The 23,634-nt window shown below is 51.4% G+C and carries 22 protein-coding genes and 1 tRNA gene; 14 read left to right on the top strand and 9 right to left on the bottom strand.

The genetic code is table 11. The features are described 5' to 3' along the window. The first annotated feature begins 49 nt into the window (after positions 1 to 49). From LLG46_05580 to LLG46_05545, 8 genes are all read left to right on the top strand, one after another. Positions 50 to 826: a rhomboid family intramembrane serine protease gene (locus LLG46_05580; protein ID MCE5322773.1), complete on the top strand. Its 777-nt coding sequence runs from the start codon at positions 50 to 52 to the stop codon at positions 824 to 826. A 99-nt stretch (positions 827 to 925) separates the two neighbouring features. Continuing rightward, a complete protein-coding gene (locus LLG46_05575) occupies positions 926 to 1,381 on the top strand; it encodes a transposase (GenBank protein ID MCE5322772.1) in 456 nt (151 codons plus the stop codon). A gap of 118 nt (positions 1,382 to 1,499) precedes the next feature. Further along, complete coding sequence (locus LLG46_05570) at positions 1,500 to 2,321, top strand: hypothetical protein (protein MCE5322771.1); 822 nt, start codon at positions 1,500 to 1,502, stop codon at positions 2,319 to 2,321. Further along, positions 2,322 to 2,528 (top strand): 4Fe-4S binding protein, encoded by a 207-nt coding sequence (locus LLG46_05565; GenBank protein MCE5322770.1) that lies wholly within the window; start codon positions 2,322 to 2,324, stop codon positions 2,526 to 2,528. A gap of 3 nt (positions 2,529 to 2,531) precedes the next feature. After that, entirely contained in the window at positions 2,532 to 3,632 is a 1,101-nt protein-coding gene (locus LLG46_05560) for a 3-methyl-2-oxobutanoate dehydrogenase subunit VorB (GenBank protein MCE5322769.1), read from the top strand. Then, on the top strand, positions 3,632 to 4,366 hold the full coding sequence (locus LLG46_05555) for a thiamine pyrophosphate-dependent enzyme (GenBank protein MCE5322768.1): 735 nt from the start codon (positions 3,632 to 3,634) through the stop codon (positions 4,364 to 4,366). Before LLG46_05560 ends, LLG46_05555 begins: the two co-directional genes overlap by 1 nt. 78 nt (positions 4,367 to 4,444) lie before the next feature. Beyond that, positions 4,445 to 4,993, top strand: a complete 549-nt coding sequence (locus LLG46_05550; protein MCE5322767.1) for a 2-oxoacid:acceptor oxidoreductase family protein — start codon at positions 4,445 to 4,447, stop codon at positions 4,991 to 4,993. 236 nt (positions 4,994 to 5,229) lie between these two features. After that, complete coding sequence (locus LLG46_05545) at positions 5,230 to 5,796, top strand: HNH endonuclease (GenBank protein MCE5322766.1); 567 nt, start codon at positions 5,230 to 5,232, stop codon at positions 5,794 to 5,796. Between the two features lie 22 nt (positions 5,797 to 5,818). Here the strand turns inward: LLG46_05545 and LLG46_05540 are convergent. The 6 genes from LLG46_05540 to gmk form a co-directional block, all read right to left on the bottom strand. Then, positions 5,819 to 5,895: transfer RNA gene (locus LLG46_05540), tRNA-Met, on the bottom strand. Between the two features lie 216 nt (positions 5,896 to 6,111). Further along, complete coding sequence (gene corA, locus LLG46_05535) at positions 6,112 to 7,083, bottom strand: magnesium/cobalt transporter CorA (protein MCE5322765.1); 972 nt, start codon at positions 7,081 to 7,083, stop codon at positions 6,112 to 6,114. A 335-nt stretch (positions 7,084 to 7,418) separates the two neighbouring features. Next, positions 7,419 to 9,827, bottom strand: a complete 2,409-nt coding sequence (priA, locus tag LLG46_05530; GenBank protein ID MCE5322764.1) for a primosomal protein N' — start codon at positions 9,825 to 9,827, stop codon at positions 7,419 to 7,421. Between the two features lie 18 nt (positions 9,828 to 9,845). Continuing rightward, positions 9,846 to 10,976, bottom strand: coding sequence for a methionine adenosyltransferase (metK, locus tag LLG46_05525; protein ID MCE5322763.1), 1,131 nt, complete (start codon positions 10,974 to 10,976; stop codon positions 9,846 to 9,848). A gap of 14 nt (positions 10,977 to 10,990) precedes the next feature. After that, entirely contained in the window at positions 10,991 to 12,238 is a 1,248-nt protein-coding gene (gene coaBC / locus LLG46_05520) for a bifunctional phosphopantothenoylcysteine decarboxylase/phosphopantothenate--cysteine ligase CoaBC (GenBank protein ID MCE5322762.1), read from the bottom strand. Continuing rightward, on the bottom strand, positions 12,210 to 12,815 hold the full coding sequence (gmk, locus tag LLG46_05515) for a guanylate kinase (GenBank protein ID MCE5322761.1): 606 nt from the start codon (positions 12,813 to 12,815) through the stop codon (positions 12,210 to 12,212). The genes coaBC and gmk overlap by 29 nt, the downstream gene beginning before the upstream one ends. 322 nt (positions 12,816 to 13,137) lie before the next feature. Here gmk and LLG46_05510 point away from each other — a divergent pair, with 322 nt between their 5' ends. From LLG46_05510 to LLG46_05490, 5 genes are all read left to right on the top strand, one after another. After that, the gene (locus LLG46_05510) at positions 13,138 to 13,707 is read left to right on the top strand and encodes a DUF5317 domain-containing protein (GenBank protein MCE5322760.1); all 570 of its coding nucleotides are present in this window, start codon (positions 13,138 to 13,140) and stop codon (positions 13,705 to 13,707) included. 1 nt (position 13,708) lies between these two features. Next, positions 13,709 to 15,361: a glycosyltransferase family 39 protein gene (locus LLG46_05505; GenBank protein MCE5322759.1), complete on the top strand. Its 1,653-nt coding sequence runs from the start codon at positions 13,709 to 13,711 to the stop codon at positions 15,359 to 15,361. Further along, complete coding sequence (xerD, locus tag LLG46_05500) at positions 15,358 to 16,248, top strand: site-specific tyrosine recombinase XerD (GenBank protein ID MCE5322758.1); 891 nt, start codon at positions 15,358 to 15,360, stop codon at positions 16,246 to 16,248. Before LLG46_05505 ends, xerD begins: the two co-directional genes overlap by 4 nt. 79 nt (positions 16,249 to 16,327) lie before the next feature. Continuing rightward, positions 16,328 to 17,410 (top strand): DUF3466 family protein, encoded by a 1,083-nt coding sequence (locus LLG46_05495; GenBank protein ID MCE5322757.1) that lies wholly within the window; start codon positions 16,328 to 16,330, stop codon positions 17,408 to 17,410. Positions 17,411 to 17,430: 20 nt separating this feature from the next. Next, positions 17,431 to 18,600: a phosphopentomutase gene (locus tag LLG46_05490; protein ID MCE5322756.1), complete on the top strand. Its 1,170-nt coding sequence runs from the start codon at positions 17,431 to 17,433 to the stop codon at positions 18,598 to 18,600. Positions 18,601 to 18,611: 11 nt separating this feature from the next. Here the strand turns inward: LLG46_05490 and LLG46_05485 are convergent, their stop codons facing one another. Continuing rightward, the gene (locus tag LLG46_05485; protein ID MCE5322755.1) at positions 18,612 to 19,301 is read right to left on the bottom strand and encodes an HAD hydrolase-like protein; all 690 of its coding nucleotides are present in this window, start codon (positions 19,299 to 19,301) and stop codon (positions 18,612 to 18,614) included. 2 nt (positions 19,302 to 19,303) lie between these two features. After that, the gene (locus tag LLG46_05480; GenBank protein ID MCE5322754.1) at positions 19,304 to 20,575 is read right to left on the bottom strand and encodes an adenylosuccinate synthase; all 1,272 of its coding nucleotides are present in this window, start codon (positions 20,573 to 20,575) and stop codon (positions 19,304 to 19,306) included. Between the two features lie 260 nt (positions 20,576 to 20,835). On the opposite strand from LLG46_05480, the gene LLG46_05475 reads away from it, so the two are divergent. Further along, positions 20,836 to 21,714, top strand: a complete 879-nt coding sequence (locus LLG46_05475; GenBank protein ID MCE5322753.1) for a LysR family transcriptional regulator — start codon at positions 20,836 to 20,838, stop codon at positions 21,712 to 21,714. Here the strand turns inward: LLG46_05475 and LLG46_05470 are convergent, their stop codons facing one another. Continuing rightward, a complete protein-coding gene (locus tag LLG46_05470) occupies positions 21,715 to 23,616 on the bottom strand; it encodes a tetratricopeptide repeat protein (GenBank protein MCE5322752.1) in 1,902 nt (633 codons plus the stop codon). Between the last annotated feature and the right edge of the window lie 18 nt (positions 23,617 to 23,634).

The following is a 23,634-nucleotide window of genomic DNA, read 5'->3' as shown; positions in this document are numbered from 1 at the left end:
ATATCGCACCCGAACATGCGAATTCTAAGTTATTCTTATTGGAGTGAATATGCGAGGATACACGACGGGTGACAGGATAAATTATTGGCTATTTCAAGATAGGATACCGCTGACGAAGCTGATTATCATTGCGAATGCGGCAACCTTTCTTGCGGTCACCTTGTTCAAACTCGACGTGATCACATACCTGCTCGGATTCAGCTCGCCTATAGCCTTGAAGATGCCGTGGACATTCGTTACATATCCCCTGGTAGCTATGAGAGGGGACATCATCAGTCTGCTCTTCGGAGCATACTGGCTGTGGATCGCCGGGGGCAGTCTTGAAAGGTCATGGGACACCAGGCGTTATGCGCTCTACTTTTTCCTGATGAGCGCGATAACTGCCGGCGGCCTATGGGCAGGTTCCGTCCTGTTGAACATACCAATCTCGCTTATCGGGCTGTGGCTGCCGCTTGCAGGCGTCACTATTGCCTGGGCAATGATGAACCCCGAACAGCAGATATTGTTCTTCTTTATTATTCCTATGAAGCTCAAATATCTGGCGCTGCTGGATGTAGTGCTTGTTCTGATATTTTACGGACAGGTTCACCTGCTTTTGGGTGTGTTTGCCTTGATCGGCTGTGCATTTTCCTATTGGTATATCCAACCTCACAGTTTTGGAATGCGAGCCGGGCAGGATACAGGACAAGTCGTGCATGTTCACAGGCGCAGAAGCATTATGCACAGCCTGAACCCATTCGCAAGGATCAAAGAACGACGCGATAAAGACCGGCTGCGCAAGTTATTTGATGATTCGTTCGGTGATGATGATAACGAACGGAGATAGGCTTAAGGCCAATATGCTGTACCCGCTTTGTTTGTAAGAACGACTAATTTGGGAGGGCGAAGCTCCCGCTGAGCCATTGTTGAACATCAACTCAATTATATGAAAATTCAAAATGAGAGAAAAAACCCTATCCATGGCATCTACATCCAACCAAATCACACTATTATTGTCTATCTGACCATATGCACAAAGGATCGGCTGCCATGGCTTGCATCACCCGATATCCACGATTTATTGCGTTCAGTATGGCAAGAGGCACAAGCCTGGCATGTTGGCAAATATGTCATTATGCCGGATCATATCCATCTCTTTGCAGGACTTGCGCAAGATGATATTTCACTTGAGCGGTGGATCACTTATTGGAAATCTATGTTCAGCAAAAAACACAAAAAACCTGAGCACCGTTGGCAAAGCAGCCACTGGGATACGCGCTTGCGCTCAGATGATAGTTATTACAACAAATGGGTTTATGTTAAAAACAATCCTGTCAGACAGGGTCTTGTACAAAGATCAGACCAATGGCCTTTCCAAGGAGAGATTTTCGAGGTTAGTTGATAATTGTGTGCGATATCATGGTGGCTCGGCAGGAGCCTCGCCCTCCCAGGCAGGAGCAGTGCATCAGTCTTTGGAATCATGGATTATCCTATCGCTGAAATAAGGAATATGAGATAATTTGAACCACATCATACCCGCAATAGTAGGTCTAGTCGCCATCTTTTGGTACGCCGCAATCTTCAGCTTTGCTCCCAAAATCGGGCTGGTGAAACCCAACTATAAAAAGACCCCGATCATGGCCTCATACGGCATCGTGTCTTTCGTCTATATGGCTGCCGTGATGATCGGCCTGGCAAAGCTGCATTACGTCGAGATGAAGATGGTCTGGACATACCTTGTGCCGATGGGCGCGATGTGGGTGCTTGGGATTATCGACGATATATGGGGCACGCGTAGGGTCGGCGGGTTCAAAGGTCACTTCAAAAGTCTCATTTTCGAGCGCAAAATTACCACGGGAGCCATCAAAGCTATCGGCGGAGGAATTGTCGGGATTGCTGCAGGATGGTGGATTTCAGGCGGCAAGCCAATACAGTGGGTTCTTGCGGCCATGCTGATCCCATTGGCCTCGAACATCCTCAATTTATTTGATTTGCGACCCGGCAGGGCTGTGGCTGTATTTTTTTTGGGATTAGGTGTAACATGTATCGCGGTGGGCGGTCATATAACGGCTCCCTGGATTGTCGGGACCGTGGCAGCCGTCACACTTATGTTTTCGGTCATGGATTCTCAAGGCAGGGCAATGATGGGCGATTCGGGTTCAAATGCGCTGGGTACGGCTCTGGGGCTGACTATGGTTCTGAGCACAGGCGCGATATTCCAAGCCTGCGCAATTGTCATTATCGTTGCAATCCACCTTTATTCCGAGAAGCATTCTATGTCGGCTCTGATCGAGAGCAACAGAGTGCTTAGATTTATCGACCGAAGATTGGGGGTGCGCTGATTGGCAGGCACAATCAAAATCGACCGTGAAAGGTGCAAGGGCTGTGAGCTGTGCGTTCACTTTTGCCCGAACGGCTGCATAACGATGGAGGACTCTTTCAATCATAAGGGTTATCGTCCATCGTGTTTTGTTAAGAAAGACGAGTGTACGGGCTGCGCCATATGCGCGCGTATGTGCCCGGATGTCGCAATTGAGGTGTGGAGATAGTCTATGGCGACAAAGAAATTACTTAAAGGCAATATTGCCCTGTGTCATGGAGCGGTCGCTGCCCGATGCGACGCATTCTTCGGTTACCCGATCACTCCTCAAAATGAAGTGCCGGAATGTATGTCCGAACTGATGCCCGCAAACGGCAGTGTGTTTATTCAGGCCGAGAGCGAGGTCTCAGCGATCAATATGGTCTATGGCGCGGCATGCGCGGGCAAGAGAGCGATGACATCATCATCCAGCCCGGGTGTGAGCCTCAAGCAGGAAGGGATCTCGTATATTGCGGCCTGTGAGCTGCCTTGCGTAATCGTCAACGTCCAACGCGGAGGTCCCGGTCTTGGAACCATTCTCCCTGGTCAGGCGGACTATTTCCAGGCGGTAAAGGGCGGCGGGCATGGTGACTATAAGCTGCTGGTGCTTGCGCCATGGAGCGCGCAGGAATGCTATGAGTTCATGCCGCTTGCATTCGATCTGGCGGACAAGTATCGAAACCCTTCCATGATACTGATGGACGCGATCATCGGACAGATGCTCGAGCCGGTGGATATGCACAAAAATTTTGACATTGTCGAGTATCCTAAGCCATGGGCGACCAATGGCGCAAGGGGACGCGCTCACAATATCATAAACTCACTATGGATCGATCCGAAGACAATGGAGGGACTGAACCAGAAACTGCAGGCAAAATATGCCGACATGCAGGTGCATGAGGTCAGGTTCAAGGAATATCAGACCGAGGATGCCGAACTGGTGATGGTGGCATACGGCAGCCCTGCGCGCATATGCCGGAGTGTGGTCGATATGGCTCGCGAAGAGGGAATGAAAGTCGGGCTGCTGCGTCCGATCACTCTCTTCCCGTTCCCCGCCATGCAAATCAACGATATGGCAAAAGATGGCAAACGGTTTCTTGTTGTGGAGATGAGCTGTGGTCAGATGGTCGAAGACGTGAAGCTGGCCGTGAACGGGGCGTCGGACGTGGAGTTCTACGGCCGCAGCGGCGGAGCCGTCCCGACACCCACTGAAATCCTTAATGAAGTGCGAGCAAGGTTCGGCAAACCACCTGTTGTGTCGCACTACTCCAGCAGGAAGGAGAGTGCGGTCTAGTGCAAAAAGTATTTGAAAGACCCAAAGGACTTACTGACACTGAGTTTACATACTGCGCGGGATGTCTTCACAGCACCATCCACAGGCTGATAGCTGAGATCATGGAGGAGATGGATATCATTCATCAGACTGTCGGGGTCTGCCCGGTAGGCTGCGCAGTGTTCATGTATGAATATATGGCCTGCGACATTATCGAGGCATCTCACGGCAGAGCGCCGTCTGTTGCGACGGGTGTCAAGCGTATGCTGCCGGACAGGCTAGTCTTCTCATATCAGGGTGACGGTGACCTGGCCTCCATAGGCACCGCGGAGATCGTCCATGCGGCAGGCAGAGGCGAAAATATATCAGTCATCTTCATCAACAACACCACCTACGGCATGACCGGCGGCCAGATGGCTCCGACCACTCTGATCGGCCAGAAGACGACCACATGTCCATCCGGCAGAGACCCGCATGTGAACGGTTACCCAATACGAGTGTGTGAGATGCTGGCGACCCTGGATGGCCCGTCTTATATCGAAAGAGTGGCGCCTACAAGCCCGGCAGGCATGAGTAAGACGAAAAAAGCGATCAAACATGCATTTCAGAATCAGATCGATGGAAAAGGGTTCTCGCTGGTGGAAGTGCTCAGCAACTGCCCCACCAACTGGAGAATGACCCCTATCGATTCGTTCAAGTGGATAGACGAAAAAATGAGCGAGTTCTTTCCCGTCGGAGTATTTGTAGATAGGTAACAGGTGTCGGGTGTTGGGTGCCGGAGCGGCATGTTTACCGTCACCCGTCACCCGACATCCGACACCCAGGAGAAACATATGCATCAGGAAGTTAGAATAGCGGGCATTGGCGGCCAGGGGATTATGTTGATCGGCCAGCTTCTGGCATACGCGACAGTGCTTGAAGATAGAAATGTGGTTTGGTTTCCGTCATATGGTCCCGAGACCAGAGGCGGATCGGCTGAATGCACTGTAATTATGTCGACCGACGAGATCGGTTCACCGGTCTCAGAATCGCCGCACACCCTTATAGCGCTCACTCAGGACATGGTCGACAAATTCGCACCGACCGTCCGGCGTGAAGGGCTGATCGTGGTCAACACTTCACTTGCAAAAAAGCCGGACTATCGGGATGACTGCGACATTGTCGGCATCGACGCAAGCAATATTGCCGAAGAACTCGGCAGCTCGATGGCGGCGAACATGGTGATGCTGGGAGCTTACGTCCAGCTTGTCAAGCCGGTCTCAATGGAATCCATAAATGAGTCCATGACCCAGGCTCTGCCAAAGCGAAACCACAAGTTCATACCTTTGAACACAGCCGCGCTCGAAAAAGGCGCACAAATTATTGACGCAACAATGCATTGACACATGCTCACATATGCTGTTACAATGTGAGTAGGTGAAACACGCTTATGCCATCGATGACGATATCACAAACAACTAACTTCGTCGGCGGCTCCAGAGCGCACTCTCTGCGAATCCTGGAAGACGGCATGTGCTCGCGTATGCATCACCAACACTGGCTGTATGACATTACTTAGAAATGGCCCACGCTGACTTTGTGTCAGGCGTGGGCTTTTTTGTTGGGAGAGTTCGGTATTATGAATCATGATGTCCTCGTCCTAAACAGCGACTATGAGCCGCTCAATATCTGCAACATCAGGCGGGCGATATCGCTTGTGTTTCTGGGCAAAGTCGATGTGCTTCACGAAAGCCCCAAGACGATTCACACCGTAAGCGCCACTTATGTCTCGCCGTCGGTCGTCAGGCTCAGAACCCATGTAAGACGGCCTGTGCCACAGCTCAAACTCTCGAGGCGCAGCATACTTGCCAGAGACAACTATACATGCCAGTATTGCGGGCATAAGAGCAGCGATTTGACAGTGGATCACGTGATCCCCCGAAGGCTCGGCGGACAAAACACATGGGATAACCTTGTGGCCTGCTGCAAGAAGTGCAATGCAAAAAAAGGCGACAAGACCCTCTCTCAGCTTAATTACACTCTCAAGCAAATGCCGAAAAAACCGAAATATGTACCGTTCATCAGCCTGACAAAGTTCATGGCCGGCGCAAATAACGAAGTTTGGAGAGACTATCTGCCCGTGTTCGACCACAAGCCGAATACTCATGCGCCTGAAAGAGAAGTGGTTCCCAGCGCTGCTGGATGAAAAAGTGAAAAGTGCGGTGAGGTGGTAGCGGAGGTCGGGCTCGAACCGACGACGCCCCGGGTATGAGCCGGGTCCTCTAACCAGCTGAGGTACTCCGCCACGCAAGAATATTCTATCAGGAAAAGCCGATAGTAGTCAATAGGCCGGACTCGGCAAAACTGCTTGATTAATCATACGGCTCGGCAGGAGCTTCGCCCTCCCACTTTCACTCGTCATTACGGCTGCAGGAGCCTCGTCCTCCCGGCAGTTATATACGTTGAGCTGATTTAACTACCAAACCATCAGACTATCCAACTATCAGACCATCAAACCAAGCTACAGCCACTTGATCTTTCTGAACCACCACAGCATCCCTATGGTTATCGCGATCATGAGAATAGTAACGTTGCGGAATGCATTCGGCGCATGAAGCCACGGCAAGTATTTGAAGTTCATGCCGTAAAACCCGGTGATGAATGAAAGAGTCATCAGTATCGTGGCCACGACCGTCAGGACCTTCATCACCTGATTGAGCCGGTTGGATACGGTGGACAAATATATATCCAGGCTCCCACTCAATATCTCCCTGATGGTGTCGAGCATGTCGAAAATGCGGATCATTCGGTTATATACGTCCTGAAAATAGACCTTATTTTCACCACCGATGAACGAGAAATCGCGTCTGGCAAGCTCGCTGAATATGTCACGCTGGGGTCCAAGCAGTCGTCGAAGCTCGAAACCATCACGTTTGAGGCTGAAGAGCTTGTTGAGTGACCGCTTGGTCGCGTTTTCCAGCATTTGTGACTCAATGTCGTCCGCCTGATTGTCCAGGTTCTCCACGATCGGGAAATAGCTCTCCACCAAATCCTCTGCAAGCAAATACACTCCATACATCGGTCCGCGAGAACATAATCCCGGCGTGTCCTGATATTCTTTGATCGCATTACTCACGGCGTCACTGGTCTTGTCTTTCGAGGCGATTATGATATACTTGCTGCCCACGAACAGGTGCATCTCGCCAGGCTTGACGCCGTGGTTCTTGTGGTTGCGCTGACCAAGCAGAGTCATGTTAACGTAGAAATGATCCTCGAACTCATACAGATGAGGCCTGCGATATCCGTCCAGGCAGGACTCTATCGCCAACTGATGGAGGCCGAATTTGCTCGCGATGTCTTCCATTTCATTCTTACTGAACTCGCTTATATCGACCCAGAGCAGCGCACAATTGCCGCTGACCAGCGAGCGCCAGTCATCAAGTGACACGTCCTGTTTGAATTTGCCCTCGGTAAATAGATATGTGTTTATCATCGGCTATCCCCTAAAAAACAGCCAAGAGTGGAGAGCTAAGAAACATAAGGTGACCAAGCATGTGTCATTCCCGCGAAAGCGGGAATCTAGGCGCCCTACTTTCATCGCAGCGCTGATTCCTAGATTCCCAGTCAAGCTGGGAATGACATATAAGATACACCTTAGTTTGGAATACACCCCTGAAATGCCTTCCGATTTTGGCAATGATTGTCGCAATCGGATATTGCAAGGTTATGTTCCGGTCGCGATCAGATATCGCGCCCGAACATAGAGTCTGAACGTATCACATTTTGCTCTCCGCTTTCCACTTTCAGCTTTCCACTCCTTCATAAGCGCTAAAGCATTGAGATAGGATCGACATCCACACCGATCTGCCTTCGCAGCGCCGGATTGGAATCAAAGACGCCATTCAGCAAATCAAGCATCTTCTGACGGTCGACAGACCTCAGCAGCATGTGCCATCTATATTCACCACGCAGCTTGGATAATACAGCCGGTTGTGGTTCCATTATTGTAACCCCCATTCGATTGGCCATTCTGCCGGATTTGATCGCCGCAAAGAGTCGTGTCAGCCTGGCTTTGGCCTCGTTGTCATTTTTGTCACGCGAAATAATATTTACCAGTGAGCCGAATGGTGGATAGTCGAGTTCACGCCGTTCCTCCAGCTCAATCTCATAGAAAGCCGTATAATCGTGATTGACAGCACACTTGATGGCATATTGCTCAGGGTCGAATGTCTGAATCACCACCTCGCCGGGGCGCTTTCCCCTGCCCGACCGTCCCGCCACCTGCGAAACCAATTGATATGTGCGCTCTGATGCACGGAAATCAGGAAGATTTAAAGATGTGTCCGCGCTGATTACTCCGACCAGGGTCACGTTCGGAAAGTCCAACCCTTTCGCGATCATCTGAGTGCCCACGAGTATATCGGCCTCCCCAGCTCTAAATGTCGCAAGAATGGAGCCATGCGCGCCCTTGCGGGCAGTCGTGTCGCGATCCATACGGATCACACGCGCTCCTTGGAAAGTCTTTTTGACCTCTTCCTCCACGCGCTCAGTGCCTATTCCGAACTTGCCTATCCTGATGCTGCCGCACTTAGGACATTTATCGGGCGCAGGCATCTCATAATCGCAATGATGGCAGCTCAGTTTTTTGGCGGCAGCATGAAACTTGAGTGAGACAGCGCAATTGGGACAGCGCTCAACGTGTCCGCAGTCGCGGCAGAGCAAAAAAGTGGAATATGCGCGCCTGTTTTGAAAGAGCATTACCTGTTCACCGCGTGATAGGCAATCATTAATCGCGCCTTCAAGACGGCTGCTGAATATAGTGAGCCGGCCCTTGGAATACTCCTCGCGCAGATCGGCGATATGGACTGTCGGCATAGGACGGTTCTCTATCCGGTTGGACATTACAAGCAGTTTGTATTGCCCATTGCGCGCAAGTGTGAATGACTCTATACTCGGCGTGGCGCTCCCCAATACAAGCGCGGCTCCAGCCTGAGTCGCTCTACGAATTGCAACATCACGGCCATTATAGCGCGGTGGGTTGTCCTGCTTATAGCTGGGCTCATGCTCCTCGTCTACAATCACCAGCCCTATATCACTTATTGGAGCAAAGACGGCTGACCTTGCGCCCAGCACGACCCTGGCTTCACCGGATTCGATACGTGCCCACTCGTCGAACCTCTCACCTGCGGACAGAGCGCTGTGCAGCACAGCCACCTGGTCGCCAAACCGGCTCTTGAATATATTCATCACCTGTGTGGTGAGAGCTATTTCAGGAAGCAGTATCAGACTGGTGCGACCAAGAGCCAGAGCATGCTCTATACAGCGCAGATATACCTCTGTTTTGCCGCTTGCAGTAACACCAAAGAGCAAAAAAGGATTATATGCGCCCGAATCTATGGCACGGATAATCTCATCGACGGCAAGCTGCTGCTCTTTGCTGAGGTGAACACGAACCTGCTCGATCTTGGAGAATGCCGGTGTTCGGCGAAATGCCATTTCTATGCGTTCAAGGCAGCCTTTCTTTTCGAGGGCTGCAATGACTGCTGACGATGCACCATATCTCTGTGTAAGCTCGACTGTGGATATGTCGCGGTTAAGGCTCTTGATGAGTTCGAGAAGGTCTGACTGTTTATTCGTCAGACTCACACTCGACTCTCCACTCTCCACTCTCCACTCTCCACTTACACGCACCCCGCGCATAACACGCGGCTTGCCCGCAGGAGCGACAATACTCCATTGCCTCCTTATAGCGCCTTTTGATTCGAGCTGTCTAAGCAGTCGTTGGACTGAAGACTTGTTATCCTCGCTGCAAAGACTCTCGACTGTCGGCTGATCGTCAGATGCCTCTATCTGCTGCATCAGGCGAATTTCTGAGGGGGTGAGATGCGGATGAGTGCAAGATGATGCGGTTAAAACAACCCTTGCCTGCGCTTTATGCTGCATGCCGCCGGGAAGCATTGCGCTCACCACTCTGGGCAGCGAACAAATATATTGTTCTGATATCCACCCGGCAAGGTCGAGCATATCGGATGATAAATGGATGGGGCTGTCTATATCGGCAATGATCGGGCGAGTCTTCTCGACATCGGTGGTCTGCTCCAAACCGATCACATAGCCGATGGCCTGACGAGAACCTATCGGAACCAGCACACATGAGCCGATGCCGACGGCATTCGTCAGGCCATCAGGTATCTCATAGGTCAGTGAATCTAACGGGCTGGACGCCCCTGTGTCCACCAAAACCCTTGCATACAACTAGATACCGGCTTCTTTCTTGAGCAGATTGACCATATCTGTCGCTTCCCACGGCACATCCAGGTCCGTGCGGCCAAAATGACCGTAAGCAGCCGTCTGCTTATATATAGGCCGTCTGAGGTTGAGCTTGTCGATGATGCCGCGAGGTGTCAGATCGAAGTATTTCCAAATCAGGTCGGCGATCTTGTCCTCTGGAATCGCGTTCGTCCGCCATGTGTCGACCATGATCCCCATTGGCTCAGCTTTACCGATGGCATATGCGACCTGGACTTCACACTTCTTGGCAAGACCAGCAGCAACTACGTTCTTGGCCACATAGCGCATCATATAGGCAGCCGAGCGGTCGACCTTGGTTGGATCCTTACCAGAAAATGCGCCGCCGCCATGCTTGGCCATGCCGCCGTATGTATCGACGATGATCTTGCGACCGGTAAGACCCGTATCGCCCTGAGGTCCGCCGACCGAAAAGACGCCGGTCGGGTTGACAAAATACTCTGTCTTGTCATCCACCATGTCCGGCGGCAGTATCGGCTTTATAACATTCTCGATCATGTCCGCGCGGATCGTGCTCTGCGGAATGTTCGGCTGGTGCTGTGTCGAGACCACAACCTTATCGATGCGGACCGGCTTGCCGCCTTCATACTGCACTGTAACCTGGGTCTTGCCGTCCGGCCGTAGATAGCTTATCTCGCCGTCCTTGCGCACGGCTGTAAGCCTGCGCGCCATCTTGTGCGCAAGCATGATCGGCATGGGCATTAGCTCGGGGGTCTCGTCACATGCGAAACCGAACATCATACCCTGGTCGCCCGCGCCGCCTGTGTCGACTCCGACCGCGATATCCGGCGACTGCGACTGAATGGCCGTCAGCACACCGCAGGTCTCGAAGTCGAAACCGAACTTCGCCCGAGAATAACCGATCTGCTCGATTGTCCGGCGGACTATTTCGGGAATTTCGACATACGCGCGAGTGGTGATCTCGCCCGCGACCATTACCATACCTGTGGTAAGTAGAGCCTCACACGCAACTCTGCCCGTAGGGTCCTGCTCCATAATCGCGTCAAGCACTGCATCTGAAATCTGATCGGCCATTTTGTCGGGATGTCCCTCGGTGACCGATTCCGAGGTGAACATGTGCGCTTGAGAACTCAACGTAATTCCTCCAAGAGATGATTTTTAACATAATCGAGAATCGCATTTGCGACTTCCCGCTTCGACATTCTGGGCCAGGACACCTTATCGCCTGCCCGTGAATAGAGCGTGACCTGATTGGTATCGCTCCCGAAAACATCGCTTTCCGGTGAGACATCATTAGCCACGATCAAGTCTAAATTTTTACGCTCCAGCTTGGCTTTGGCATATTCCTCAATATTCTCAGTCTCGGCAGCAAAACCCACAAGGATCGTCTCACCTTTCTTCTGGCCGACCTCTTCCAGGATATCATCCGCCTTATCCAGCTCAAGCGTCCACTTTGCAGACTTTTTTACCTTTTGCTCATGGACCTGAGCCGGTGTGAAATCAGCGGGAGCCGCCGCCGAAACCATAACATTGACATCCTGCAGCCGTGTCAGGACTGCGTCATGCATCTCATGCACCGTCCGTACACCGACCAACTCAACACCATCCGGCGCAGGCAGGTCAGTGGGACCGCTGATAAGAGTGACATTCGCGCCCCGCTTTGCCGCCATCTCGGCAATAGCGTAACCCATCTTGCCGGAGGAACGGTTTGTGATGAACCTGACCGGATCGATCGGTTCCTGGGTCGGACCGGCAGTCACAAGGAGATTGACCATAGAATAGTCTCTCCTGCCGCCAGTGAGCACTTCTTCAACTCTAAGGACGATCTTGTCCGGGTCGACCAGACGCCCGATACCTTCAGACCCGCAGGCAAGCATGCCCTCCTCGGGTTCCATAACGATATACTCATACTGGCGCAGGCGGTCTATATTGGCGACGACAATCGGGTTAGTATACATATTAACATTCATCGCCGGAGCAATAATCACCGGACACCTGACCGCAAGAGAAATTGTGGAGAGCATATCGTCGGCGATGCCGTTGGCCATTTTGCCTATGATGTTCGCCGTGGCGGGCGCTATCAGCAGCAAATCGGCGTCCTGGGTCACAGAAACATGCTTGATCTCGGGCTTTGCAGGCTCATCGAACAAGCCGCACAAGACCGGATTTTTGGTCAGTGACCAGAATGTAGGCGCACCGACGAGGTGCTTCGCATGTTCGGTCATGACTACATGCACGTCCGCGCCGCACTGCACAAGTGCGCTCGCAAGATATGCGGACTTGTATGCTGCTATGCCGCCCGTCACTCCAAGGATTATCTTTTTGCCCACCAGCGGGGCTTTGTGTCCATTACTGTTTGACTCTGAGGTGTTCTGCAATGATTACCGCCTTCAATTCCTGTGCCGCCTTGGCCAGGGAGTCGTTTTCGATAATATATTCATAATGCGGGATCTGGTCGAGTTCACCGCGTGCATTCGATAGACGTTTCGCGAGGTCGTTCTCTGACTCGGTGAGTCGGCCTCGAAGCCTTTTCTCCAACTCTTCAATGGACGGCGGAGCCAGGAAGACCATCACCGCGGAGGGCATCTGCTTCTTTACTGAAAGGCCGCCCTGGACATCTATCTTGAGGATTACATCCACACCTTCAGAGAGCCGCTGCTCGACCCATTTGCGTGGAGTGCCGTACATGTTGCCATGAACATTGGCATACTCCAAAAAATCGCCCTCATCGATGCGGCGCTGAAACTCATCTTCGCTAATGAACGTGTAGTCTATGCCGTCGACTTCGCCCTGCCTGGGATCGCGTGTTGTGGTCGTCACACATCGACTGAAGTTGGAATATATCTTGGCAAGCTCAAGCAGCACAGCGTCCTTACCGACACCAGACGGACCGGAGAGCACGATCAACAACCCCTCGCTCCGTATGTGCCTGCTCCATGTCCGAATCACGCTCATCGCGCTATAATACCTCTGGCCCGGATTATGCGCTTAGTGAATAATCCGGGTCTCTGAGAGCATTATTCACATTTCTCGTGAATAATGCGGGCTAGATTTACCAGAGTATAGCACGCTGATTGAAAGGTGTCAACGCACGAAACAGCACGCTTAATGAACGCAGGAGCTTCGTACTCCCGGCTTTTAGCAAAAAGCAATAATGATGAAATGCCATTTGCTTTTTTATATCTCTACAGGTATCATAATCACGCTTGGAGTATAAGCTCTCTTATAACACATTTACTCAGCGTAAATTGCTTAACAATCAGACAGGAGGTATGCATTGTTACCGGAACTTATAATAATCGGCCTGATTATAGCGTGGCTGACAGGCGGCAAGCTGGACAGACTCGCCGACCTCAAAATCAGATGTGTCTGGGTGCTGGTCCTGGCCGTGGCGTTGAGTTTCACCTCCTGGGCGTTTCGGTTTTCACCGACACTCAGGGAGATGCACTGGCTGGCAGGAATTGTCCAGATGGCCGAAAAGTTCGCATTCCTGGCCTTTGTGCTGGCAAATCTGAGGATCGCAGGGGCAAAGCTGGTTGTGACGGGAATGGTAGCAAATCTCCTGGCATTAAGCGTGAACGGCGGGCTTATGCCTGCTTCCAAGTGGGCAGTGGTATTTGTCTTCGGCAAAAAAGCCATGAAAATGCCCATCCACAATTCATTGATGGACTCAAGCACAAAACTCGGTTTCTTGTGCGATATAATACCAATGCGATGGCCATATGCGCTGCTGCCTGAAATCTGCAGCATAGGCGATATCCTCATAACACTCGGAATCGTCGTTGCGATAATAGTGGGAATGCGTATGCCCTCGCACAAAGAAATCAAAGCATCTGCTGAGGCGTAGATTGACTGTCAGAGATGTTCGAGAAAACTGGCGCACGCTGTTACCCCTTGCGTGCATAATCATATTGGCTGCCGCGCTGAGGCTGATCGGCCTTAGGTGGGGTCTGCCGAACGAACTGCACTCCTATTCATACCACCCCGATGAGTTTCTGATCCTGGGAGCCGCGCTGTTTGTGTATCTAAATCGTTCGCTGGATCCAAAGCTCTATAACTACCCATCACTGTACATATATCTGTGTACTATCGCGATTGCCATAGCCTTCAGATATGGATTATCGGGCAGTCTGGACGCGCCTTATCTGGCTGCGCGCACTGTGACAGTCATCATAGCGATATGTGCCGTTGTGGCTACATACTGGGCAGGGCGTGAGTTCTTCGGTAAAGCCCAGGGACTGATTGCGGCTCTTATACTGGCTGTCGCGCCGCTGCATGTCCAACACTCACACTTCGCCACAGTGGACGTGCCGAGCACACTGTTTATTGCACTGGCGCTGGGATATGCCGCGCTTGTGTATAGACGGGGCGACTGGCGTGACTATCTGTGGGCTGGGGTCATGACCGGCCTTGCCGCAGGCACAAGGTATAACGCCGTATTGGTGATCTTATCTGTAATCACTGCCCACTTCCTTCGCGCAAAGCTGAACCGGTCGTCTATCCTGTCAGGCAGGCTGTGGGCATCTATAGGTTGCATGATCGCAGCGTTTGTAGTCTCGACTCCCGGATGCATTCTGCACACAAACGAATTTATCCACGGCCTGACATATGAAATGAAGCATGTCAGCAGCGGACATGGATTGGTGTTCGCGGCGACCGGCAATGGATTTATCTACACGTTCACAAGCTCGCTCGTCTCCGGTCTGGGACCGTTACTGGCACTTATTTTCTTGTTTGCGGTAATCGCGGCATTAGTAAAGCGCGACAGGCAGACACTTATAATACTTGCCTTTGTGATCCCGTATTATGTGCTCATTTCACTCTCTCAAGTGCGCTTTGCCCGCTATACACTGCCGCTGTATCCTGCGATTGCGATATTATGCGCCTGGGTAATGTGCAGATGGTGGAACTGGCTGAGGGGAAAACCCATGCTCACGATTGGGGGATGGATATGGGCAGTGCTCTGTTTTTGCGCTATAACCTTTGCATTTTTCTTTAGTATAATACTCGACACGCTGTTTGTGATGCAGGCTCCGCAGGACTGCGCGGCAAAATGGATATTCAAAAATGTGCCCAGGCACGCAAGTATCGGCATGATCGACCCACCGTGGTTCTACAGCCCGCCGCTCTCGAAAGACTTCGGGTTCGGCACCCTGCCCCAGCGCATGGAGGCAATAAACAATACGCCTTACAAGATCGTTGTATTTTCCAAATATGACAAGCCGGACAAGTGGTGGAGCAATGATGCGCCAGACTGGGTCATCGTCTCCGAATATGAAATTCGTGACGCTCTCCGACTTCATAACAACAGGAATCTGACCCCGGATCAAAAGGCGCAGGTTAACCGCATTCTAGCCGACCTGAAGATGATTGACGACCACTATGTCATGCGCAGGGTCTATGGCGGGATACTGGACGGTATGGACCTTTATACTGAGAATCTGCCGCACGATATGCGATATGTCAGCCCACAGATAAAGATATATGAGCGCAAGAAATGATAGACTATCATATCCAAAGGTTTCTGGACTATATTTCTGTCGAACGAGGACTGTCACAAAACACAGTGGCATCATATGGGCGGGACCTCTCTCAGTTCGCATCATTCCTGCTCAAGCGCAACGTCACTGAGCCGGATAAAATCGATAACGACTGCATGGTCGCGTTCCTCGATATGCTCAGTAAAGAAAAATATGCACAAACCAGTATCGCACGCAAGATCACGGCTGTCCGCGGGTTCATCAAATATCTCTGCTCCGAGCGTATTATCGAAAAAAATCCACTGCACGCTTTCGAGACACGAAGACCCCCGATCAGACTGCCGAAATCTCTGGATGTGGAAGACCTGGCCAGCCTGCTCGATTCGCCTGATATTCATGATGACCTGGGTCTGCGTGACAAGGCTATGCTTGAAACATTATATGCATGCGGACTTCGGGTTTCCGAACTCATTGCCCTGAAAGTGGAAGACTTGAACCTGAACATGGGCTTTATTAAGTGCATGGGCAAAGGCAACAAAGAGCGTGTCGTACCGATTGGTGAGATTGCCGGTGAGTATGTCAGGGCTTACATCGACCGCGTGCGAGGCAGGCTTGCGGGTATACATCGCTCCGAATATTTGTTTCTGACCAAGCAAGGCAAACCTATGTCGCGCGTAATGTTCTGGAAGATAATCAAGAAATACGCCGCACAGGCTGGCATCACCAAATCCATCACTCCGCATATGCTCAGGCACTCATTCGCCACTCATCTGATCGAACGTGGAGCCGATCTGCGCAGCGTGCAGGAAATGCTCGGGCATGCCAGCATAGCGACTACTCAAGTCTATACTCATGTGAGCCGCGACCATTTGCGCGAGGTGTATAAAGAAACGCATCCGAGAGCATGACTGCCTACAGAATTCTCTTCGTTCTTCCGAAAGGATAACCAAGAACACATAAAGAGGTCCTATCCATTGGAGGACAAAAATGAAAAGAGCACTACTGGTTGTTCTGCTCTGTTGCTGCCTCGCTATTCCACTGCAAGCTGCGGATTATCACTATCGGGTTTTGGACAACATGACTGGTGGCAACCTATCGTTATACCAAATTTCAGCCGTGTCCGATTCTGGACGCATATTCGGTTTTGGCTGGGATAATGAATCTATGTGCAACAGCGCTGTCACCTGGTCATCTCAGACCGGATTTAGTGCCTTACCTTCGCCAGTTTCTTATTATGATTATGGTGTTTGTGATGCCAATCGGTCCGGGCAGGCTGTAGGCACTGCTTCCTACACATCCCCCGAGTGTCCTAATTGGAATTATAGCGCGATCCGATGGACATCAGATGGAACAGCCTCCTCGTTGACAGTTCCAGGTTACCAGAATGCACAGGCATATGCCATTAATAATTTGGGCTGGGTTGTGGGTTTTGCTTCAGATGGATTGTCTGGTAGTCCTATAATGTGGAATCCATACGGAATAGCAATTACTCTAGACGGTTTACGAGTTGCAAATGATATTAACGATAATGGTGATATTGTTGGTTGGAGTGGCGATGGCGCTAATGGCCAGGATATGTGGGCGACAATTCGGCACCCGAATGGCACTACTCAGATACTGTGTCATGGAGAAGCTTTCAAGATCAGTAATTCAGGGAATGTAATCGGCAGTAGTTTTTTCTGGAGCAGTAAAACAGGCGTCATTGACATCTCCATAGACCTGCCTTATATTGATGGATTTTGCCTGTCAGATGTGAATGATCGCGGCGAGGTTGTCGGATTCTACAGGGTTTGGGAGCCCATGTTTGATGAACCGTACCCATTTGAATGGGTGCCTAATGAATATGCTTTTGTATGGACTGCCGATAGTGGCATTGTAAATCTTGGAAAGATGAGCGGACTAGAGGCGAGCAATGCCTTCTGTATAGACGATTCTGGGCGAATATACGGGACGTCGTCTGACGGACTGGTTATGTGGGAGCCGGTAACGACTCCCGAGTGCACGAGCATACTCTCGCTAATGGTCGGCTTGGGCGGGTTGGGATTGCGGTTCAAACGTGGTCGCATTTGAATGAATTGGAGATATAGTTGATGCAACGCTGTATTATAATTGTGCTCGATTCAGTCGGCATAGGTGCTCTGCCTGATGCAGACAAATTCGGCGACGCTGGGTGCAATACATTTGGGCATATTGCCGAGTCTGTAGGTGGACTCAATCTGCCTAATATGGCAAGGCTGGGTCTGGGAAATATTTCGCCCATAATGGGCGTGGAGCCTGCAACGGAGCCTGCCGGATGCTATGGCAAAATGGCGGAAGTCTCTCAAGGCAAAGACACTACCACCGGCCACTGGGAGATGGTGGGAGTTATAACGGAGCGCGCGTTTCCTGTCTACCCGGATGGATTCCCAGATGATGTCATCGGCAAATTCACAGCGGGCATAGGACGAAAAATACTCGGCAACAAGGCGGCATCCGGCACTGAGATCATCAAGGAACTTGGTGAAGAGCATATGCGCACAGGCCGGCCAATCGTATACACATCCGCGGACAGCGTTTTTCAAATAGCCTGTCATGAAGACATAGTGCCTGTGGATCAGCTATACGAGTGGTGCATATTCGCACGAAAGATGCTTGTATCTCCGCACAACGTGCAGAGAGTAATAGCCAGGCCATTTATCGGTGAGCCTGGTTCGTTCACACGCACTGAGCGCCGCAAAGATTTCTCTCTCGAACCGCCTCATGAAACACTGCTTGATTTGATCGCGAAAAATGACGGCAGCGTAATTGCAATCGGCAAGATAAACGACATATATGCAGGCCGGGGCATCAGCACATCTATCCATACCGCCAACAATCACGAAGGGATTGGCGCGACAATTGCAGCAATTGCCGGAGGTGAAGGCTCGCTTGTCTTTATAAACCTGGTGGACTTCGATATGCTCTACGGCCATCGCAATGATCCCAAAGGTTATGCCAATGCCCTCATCGAATTCGATGCAGCGCTGCCGTCGATCATGGGAGCGATGGGCAATGATGATATCCTATTCATTACGGCCGACCATGGCTGCGACCCCACTACGCCGGGCACGAACCATACCCGCGAATATGTGCCTCTTTTGGTCTATGGAAAGAAAGCTGCTTGCAGCGTAGACCTGGGAATAAGATCGTGCTTCTGCGATCTATCGGCAACAATAGCGGATATACTCTCCATCCAATATGATCTGCCGGGCAAATCTTTTATGGACTCTGTAATAGCATAGAGCATACTGGGCTAAACTACTAACTCAAGGACCTTGCTCAGTGAATCAATTGTCGACCCCTGCCATTCAACCGCATCGATACGATCCACACCATAATCTCTATCATATTCCATCTGGATCAATACCGGGTGCATGCCGACCTCCAGCACGCCGGTAAGCTCACGAGAACTGCCGTCTCCCACGTAAAGACAATCCTCAGCTTTTACGCCAAGCCTATCGCAGGCAAGCTGATATATGAGCGGGTCGGGTTTGGTTATCCCCTCCAGACATGAGAAAACACACGCATTCATCAATGGACCGAAGTCGGACTCATCCCATAACATGGGTATCTCCGACCCGCATACAGTGATCAGACCGACTTTGTGGCCGGACTCTCGCAGCTTGTGCAACGTCTCTATTGCGCCTGTTCTCGGCTGGAGTTCGCGGCGATAGTAGTCAAGTCGAACCTCTATGGCTGCGTCAATCTGCTCCCGGCTCGGCTGGATACCCAGCAGAGTGCATACATGTTTGAAATCATCCGCAACACCGCCGTAACGACCAAGGTCCCTGTCGGGCATAATCTGCCGCCATGCCATGCGAAACTCATCATAACCCACGGAAAATATCTGAGCTATAGTTTCGTGTGAGCGCTGCCAGTCCTGGGCAGGAAGGTAGTCGACCAGTGTCCCAAACAAATCGAAGATTACTGCGTTGTATTTCATCCTTATCTCCTGTCTATGATCGAATCCCTTTCTGGACCCACCGACACCATCGATATTGGCACACCAGCCAGACGCTCAAGTTCGTTCACATAACCCTGTGCCGCAACGGGCAGCTCGGACATTTTGCGGGCGGATGCGGTCTTTTCGGACCAGCCCGGCATATCTTTATATACGGGTTTTACGCGCGACATCGCATCGGTTGTCGGGAATGAGCTGAGAGTCTTGTCGCCGTCTTTGTATTCGACGCAAATCGGCAGAGTAGGCTCACCGTCAAGCACATCAATCTTGGTGAGCGCCAACTCAGTAAATCCCGCGACACGGCACGCCCACTTGACCGCCACTGCATCGAACCAACCGCAGCGCCTGGGTCTGCCCGTAGTGGCGCCGAATTCGCCGCCGCGCTCACGCAGCGCATCGCCCTTTGAATCGGAAAGCTCTGTCGGGAAAGGTCCAGCACCAACTGCGGTCGTGTAAGCCTTCACTACACCTATAACCCGCTCGACACTCCTCGACGGAACGCCCGCACCAGCGACCATACCTGCAGGAGTTGGACAGGAAGACGTTACGAATGGGTATGCGCCCCAGTCCAGGTCGCGCATTACTCCGAGCTGACCTTCTAGCAAAACCTGCTTGCCCGCATCCAACGCATCGCAGATCGGATTGATAGTATCGCCGATCATGGGTCGCAAGAAATCTGCTGCTTCTTCGACTTGTGCGAGCACTTCTTCTGTCGTGATCGGTGGATGGCCATACGTCGCCAAAAGTCTGTTTTGCCAGGCTAGAGTGTCAGCCAGCTTCGCGCGAAACACGCTCATATCCAGCAGGTCGCCAGCGCGCAGCCCCCTGCGTGAAGCCTTGTCTGAATATGCCTGGGCGATCCCCTGCCCCGTCGTGCCTATCTTTGAGCCGCCCTTGCGATGCTGCTCGTCGAGATTGTCCATCAGCCTGTGATATGGCATTATCAGATGCGCACGATCCGATATGAGCACCCGGCTGATATCAGCGCCCGCCTTTGCAACAGTTTTGAGTTCTTCGACCAGGCTGGATGGGTTAATCACTGTGCCAGCCCCAACTATACAAAGAGCCTTTGGGTTGAATATCCCCGATGGAACACCATGCAGGGCAAACTTGCCGAACTCGTTGACGATGGTGTGCCCGGCATTCGGACCGCCCTGACATCGGATTACTATATCCGCCTGTGAGGCCATCAGATCGACTATTCGACCCTTGCCCTCGTCCCCCCATTGGACTCCTGCTACTACTGTGACCGGCATGATTGTTGCTCCTTCTCCGATAACCGGATGCATTACCAACGCAGGGTGCATCCTAAGATAAACTTGTCATTCCCAGCTTGACTGGGAATCCAGGACCTACGCTCCTATGGAAGCTGGGTATCTGGATTCCCGCTTTCGCGGGAATGACACAGGTTTGCTTTCCTTTGACACCCATATTAGCCTGACAGATGTATTCTACCTCTGATTGTGGTATAATTCAAATTGATTATTATTATGATTCACATAAGAGGAACTAATGCATGGAACTCTTTCAACTTCGCAGTTTTCTTAAAGTGGCTCAAGAAGGCAGCATCACTCGCGCTGCCGAGGGACTTTTTATTACACAGCCTGCTGTGACTGCACATATTCAGTCACTGGAGAAGGAGTTGGGGGCATCCCTATTTGATCGCACCGGGCGAGGAGTTCAACTCACTGAAGCGGGACACGCTCTGGTGGATTATGCGAAGAAGTCTCTCGCAATCCTGGACGAATGCAGACAAGTCATTGCCGACCTCGGCTCATGTAAAGCAGGCACGCTGATAATCGGCGCAGGGGTCACTACCAGTATCTTCCTTCTGCCTAAGTGGCTGGGTATATTCAGAAAACAATACCCCGATATAGACGTGATTGTGCGCACTGGACGAAGCAGGGAAGTGGCTTCGATGATCCTTAATAGAGAGATCGACCTAGGGTTTGTGACATCGCCTGTCGAACATGCGGACCTGCGGATCACCGGCCTCTGTGACGAAAGCATACAACTTGTCGCATCCCCAGGATGGTCCGGCAAAGGAAGTTCTATTGCGGCGCATGATCTGAGCGAGGCTCCGCTCATACTCTTTCCAAAGAACAGCGGTTTCAGAGATTACCTGGATAGAATCTTTGCCAACGCAGGCATAACCCCCAAAGTAAAGATGGAATCTGACAGCTTGGAAGCCATCAAGAGCTTTGTGGAGTCCGGGCTGGGCGTCTCATTCCTGCCGATGAGTGCGGTCGAAGAAGAGATTGCTTCGGGGACGCTGATTGCACTTGAGACAAGCTGCCTGCCCAATTTGGTGCGAAAGACATCAGCCATATATAGAATCGACCGCTATCTGAGCGCATCGGCACGGGCTTTTCTGGAGATTTGCAAAGGTCAGTGACTACTGCACATACTTCATCTTCTCCTTTGCCGACTCATTCGTGGGGTCGAGCTCCAGAGCACGCAGAAATTGCTTTTTGGCCTCATCACGATTACCCAGGTGAGACAGGCACCAACCCAGTTGGACATGACCCTCGGGATTATTGGGTATTTGCCGCACATACTCGGCATACTGCGCGCGAGCCTGGCGGAGGTTGTCCATTTTGTGCTCATAATAATACAAAGCCCCATTCAGCCTCGCCAATTGAAACAACCAGTCCAGCGAACCCCAGCGCCGATATCCTTCCTGAGCAATCTTGTACGCTTCGTCCCGGCGTTTCATAGCCGCAAGCGACTGACACTTTTTCAGCAAACAGCCGTAATTGGGTTCTTTTGACGCCTTAATTCCCCGCTCTGCCAGGTTTAGTATCTCCGGCTGGTCGTCAGGCTTGTTGGCTTGGCACATCAGCAGAGAAGCCCTTACTAAACAAGCGTCCGAAGAACCTGCTCCAAAGGCTTTGTCTGCCGTCATGAATATCTTGTCGAGTTGATCTCTACTCCCACCCCACTGCCGAAGATATCCACGGCCATACTCTATATATGTGCTGGTGTCTTTTGGACTGATTTCAAGAAGCTTTTTATATGCCTTGTCTCTCTGGTCGTAATTGCCGAGTTCCAGGCTGACTTGCATCATTTGATACCATGCCAGGCTGCAGTTTGGGTCCACTTTTGCAGCGATCATTGCTTCGCGCAGACACTTGTTTGAATTATCCAACCAATCCGAATACATCTGTTTGTTCATATTTCTCATATAGTGACCCTGACGCGCACATGACGCAGCCGCACTATAGTCATTTGCAAGAGACGCACGCAAATAGGTATTGTCGGACCACAGACTTACTGCCTTTTTGCCCTCGGCTACTGCCATTTTCCCGTTCTGGCGGCATCTGGCCACATAAGCGAGCATAGAATGGACACCTGCCATCTTGGGGTCGGATTTCGCTAACCAGGTAAGCTCTTTCTCGGCACGCTCATAGTCATATTGCGACACAAAAAGCATGGCTTGCAGCATTCTTGTGGCTGAGTTTGCTGGAAATTTGACCTCAAGCCCGGAGAGCAGCTTCTGGAGCCTAGTATTTGACTTGATCTGTGGAGCCGTGGACGGACTGTAATAGTAATATTCCAACAATCGAATCACGGCAAAAGATGATCCAGGGTCCATTCCCACCATCTGCCAGCGCATGGCCTCTTTCTTTTTCATGTCAGGCTCTTTGAAGCTATTGGCGTAAACTTTTAGAATCTGCGGGTTTGTGAAGTTTGGTTTGCGGAGTTCGGCAAACTGCTGTTTTGTGGGTTTGAGCTTCATAACGGACAGAAGTTTATCGACAGCCTGAAGTTGCATATTGCCTATGTCCGAAATCACACCAGAGAGCTTGATCTCGCTTTTTGACGAGGGCTTATACGTATCACAGGCCCACATAACTATGTCGACATTATTGCCGGACATCTTCAACTGCCCTGTCACGGCATATCGTACACCCATAGAGCGGCCAATTTTTGCTGCCTGTTCAATAGACGGAACAGCAAATGAATCGCCTAAATCCTGGCACAGCCTTGCTGATATCTGTGATATTGATGGCTGCTGAGTGAGACAAGTCGGAGCACAATGCAGCCTGTCCGCCAGAGCACGCGCAAAGCCGATTGAATATAACATCGCATCCGAATCACCTTCGCCACTAAAATTGAACACGGCGAGTGTGTCTGTGGACTTTTGCTTAGGTACCTGAACGTGTATCGGTTTACTTGCATGGCGCATACTCACACTGCGGGGCATATACTTCACCAGCAACCAGACGCCGGCGCCCATGCTTCCAAGAACGATAACGCCTGCTACAAGCAGAATAGCTAATACCGACTTCTTCATCAGACCCTCCCAGGATGG

Source organism: bacterium (genome assembly GCA_021371935.1).
Lineage (GTDB): Bacteria > Armatimonadota > UBA5829 > UBA5829 > UBA5829 > UBA5829.
This window is presented reverse-complemented; position numbering and strand designations above follow the sequence as displayed.

Bases quoted from the DNA above. Each gene is read 5' to 3' on its own strand.
- LLG46_05580 (MCE5322773.1), top strand. From the start codon at position 50: ATGCGAGGATACACGACGGGTGACAGGATAAATTATTGGCTATTTCAA.
- LLG46_05575 (MCE5322772.1), top strand. From the start codon at position 926: ATGAAAATTCAAAATGAGAGAAAAAACCCTATCCATGGCATCTACATC.
- LLG46_05560 (MCE5322769.1), top strand. From the start codon at position 2,532: ATGGCGACAAAGAAATTACTTAAAGGCAATATTGCCCTGTGTCATGGA.
- LLG46_05550 (MCE5322767.1), top strand. From the start codon at position 4,445: ATGCATCAGGAAGTTAGAATAGCGGGCATTGGCGGCCAGGGGATTATG.
- LLG46_05545 (MCE5322766.1), top strand. From the start codon at position 5,230: ATGAATCATGATGTCCTCGTCCTAAACAGCGACTATGAGCCGCTCAAT.
- corA (MCE5322765.1), bottom strand. From the start codon at position 7,083: ATGATAAACACATATCTATTTACCGAGGGCAAATTCAAACAGGACGTG.
- metK (MCE5322763.1), bottom strand. From the start codon at position 10,976: ATGTTCACCTCGGAATCGGTCACCGAGGGACATCCCGACAAAATGGCC.
- gmk (MCE5322761.1), bottom strand. From the start codon at position 12,815: ATGAGCGTGATTCGGACATGGAGCAGGCACATACGGAGCGAGGGGTTG.
- xerD (MCE5322758.1), top strand. From the start codon at position 15,358: ATGATAGACTATCATATCCAAAGGTTTCTGGACTATATTTCTGTCGAA.
- LLG46_05495 (MCE5322757.1), top strand. From the start codon at position 16,328: ATGAAAAGAGCACTACTGGTTGTTCTGCTCTGTTGCTGCCTCGCTATT.
- LLG46_05490 (MCE5322756.1), top strand. From the start codon at position 17,431: ATGCAACGCTGTATTATAATTGTGCTCGATTCAGTCGGCATAGGTGCT.
- LLG46_05485 (MCE5322755.1), bottom strand. From the start codon at position 19,301: ATGAAATACAACGCAGTAATCTTCGATTTGTTTGGGACACTGGTCGAC.
- LLG46_05480 (MCE5322754.1), bottom strand. From the start codon at position 20,575: ATGCCGGTCACAGTAGTAGCAGGAGTCCAATGGGGGGACGAGGGCAAG.
- LLG46_05475 (MCE5322753.1), top strand. From the start codon at position 20,836: ATGGAACTCTTTCAACTTCGCAGTTTTCTTAAAGTGGCTCAAGAAGGC.
- LLG46_05470 (MCE5322752.1), bottom strand. From the start codon at position 23,616: ATGAAGAAGTCGGTATTAGCTATTCTGCTTGTAGCAGGCGTTATCGTT.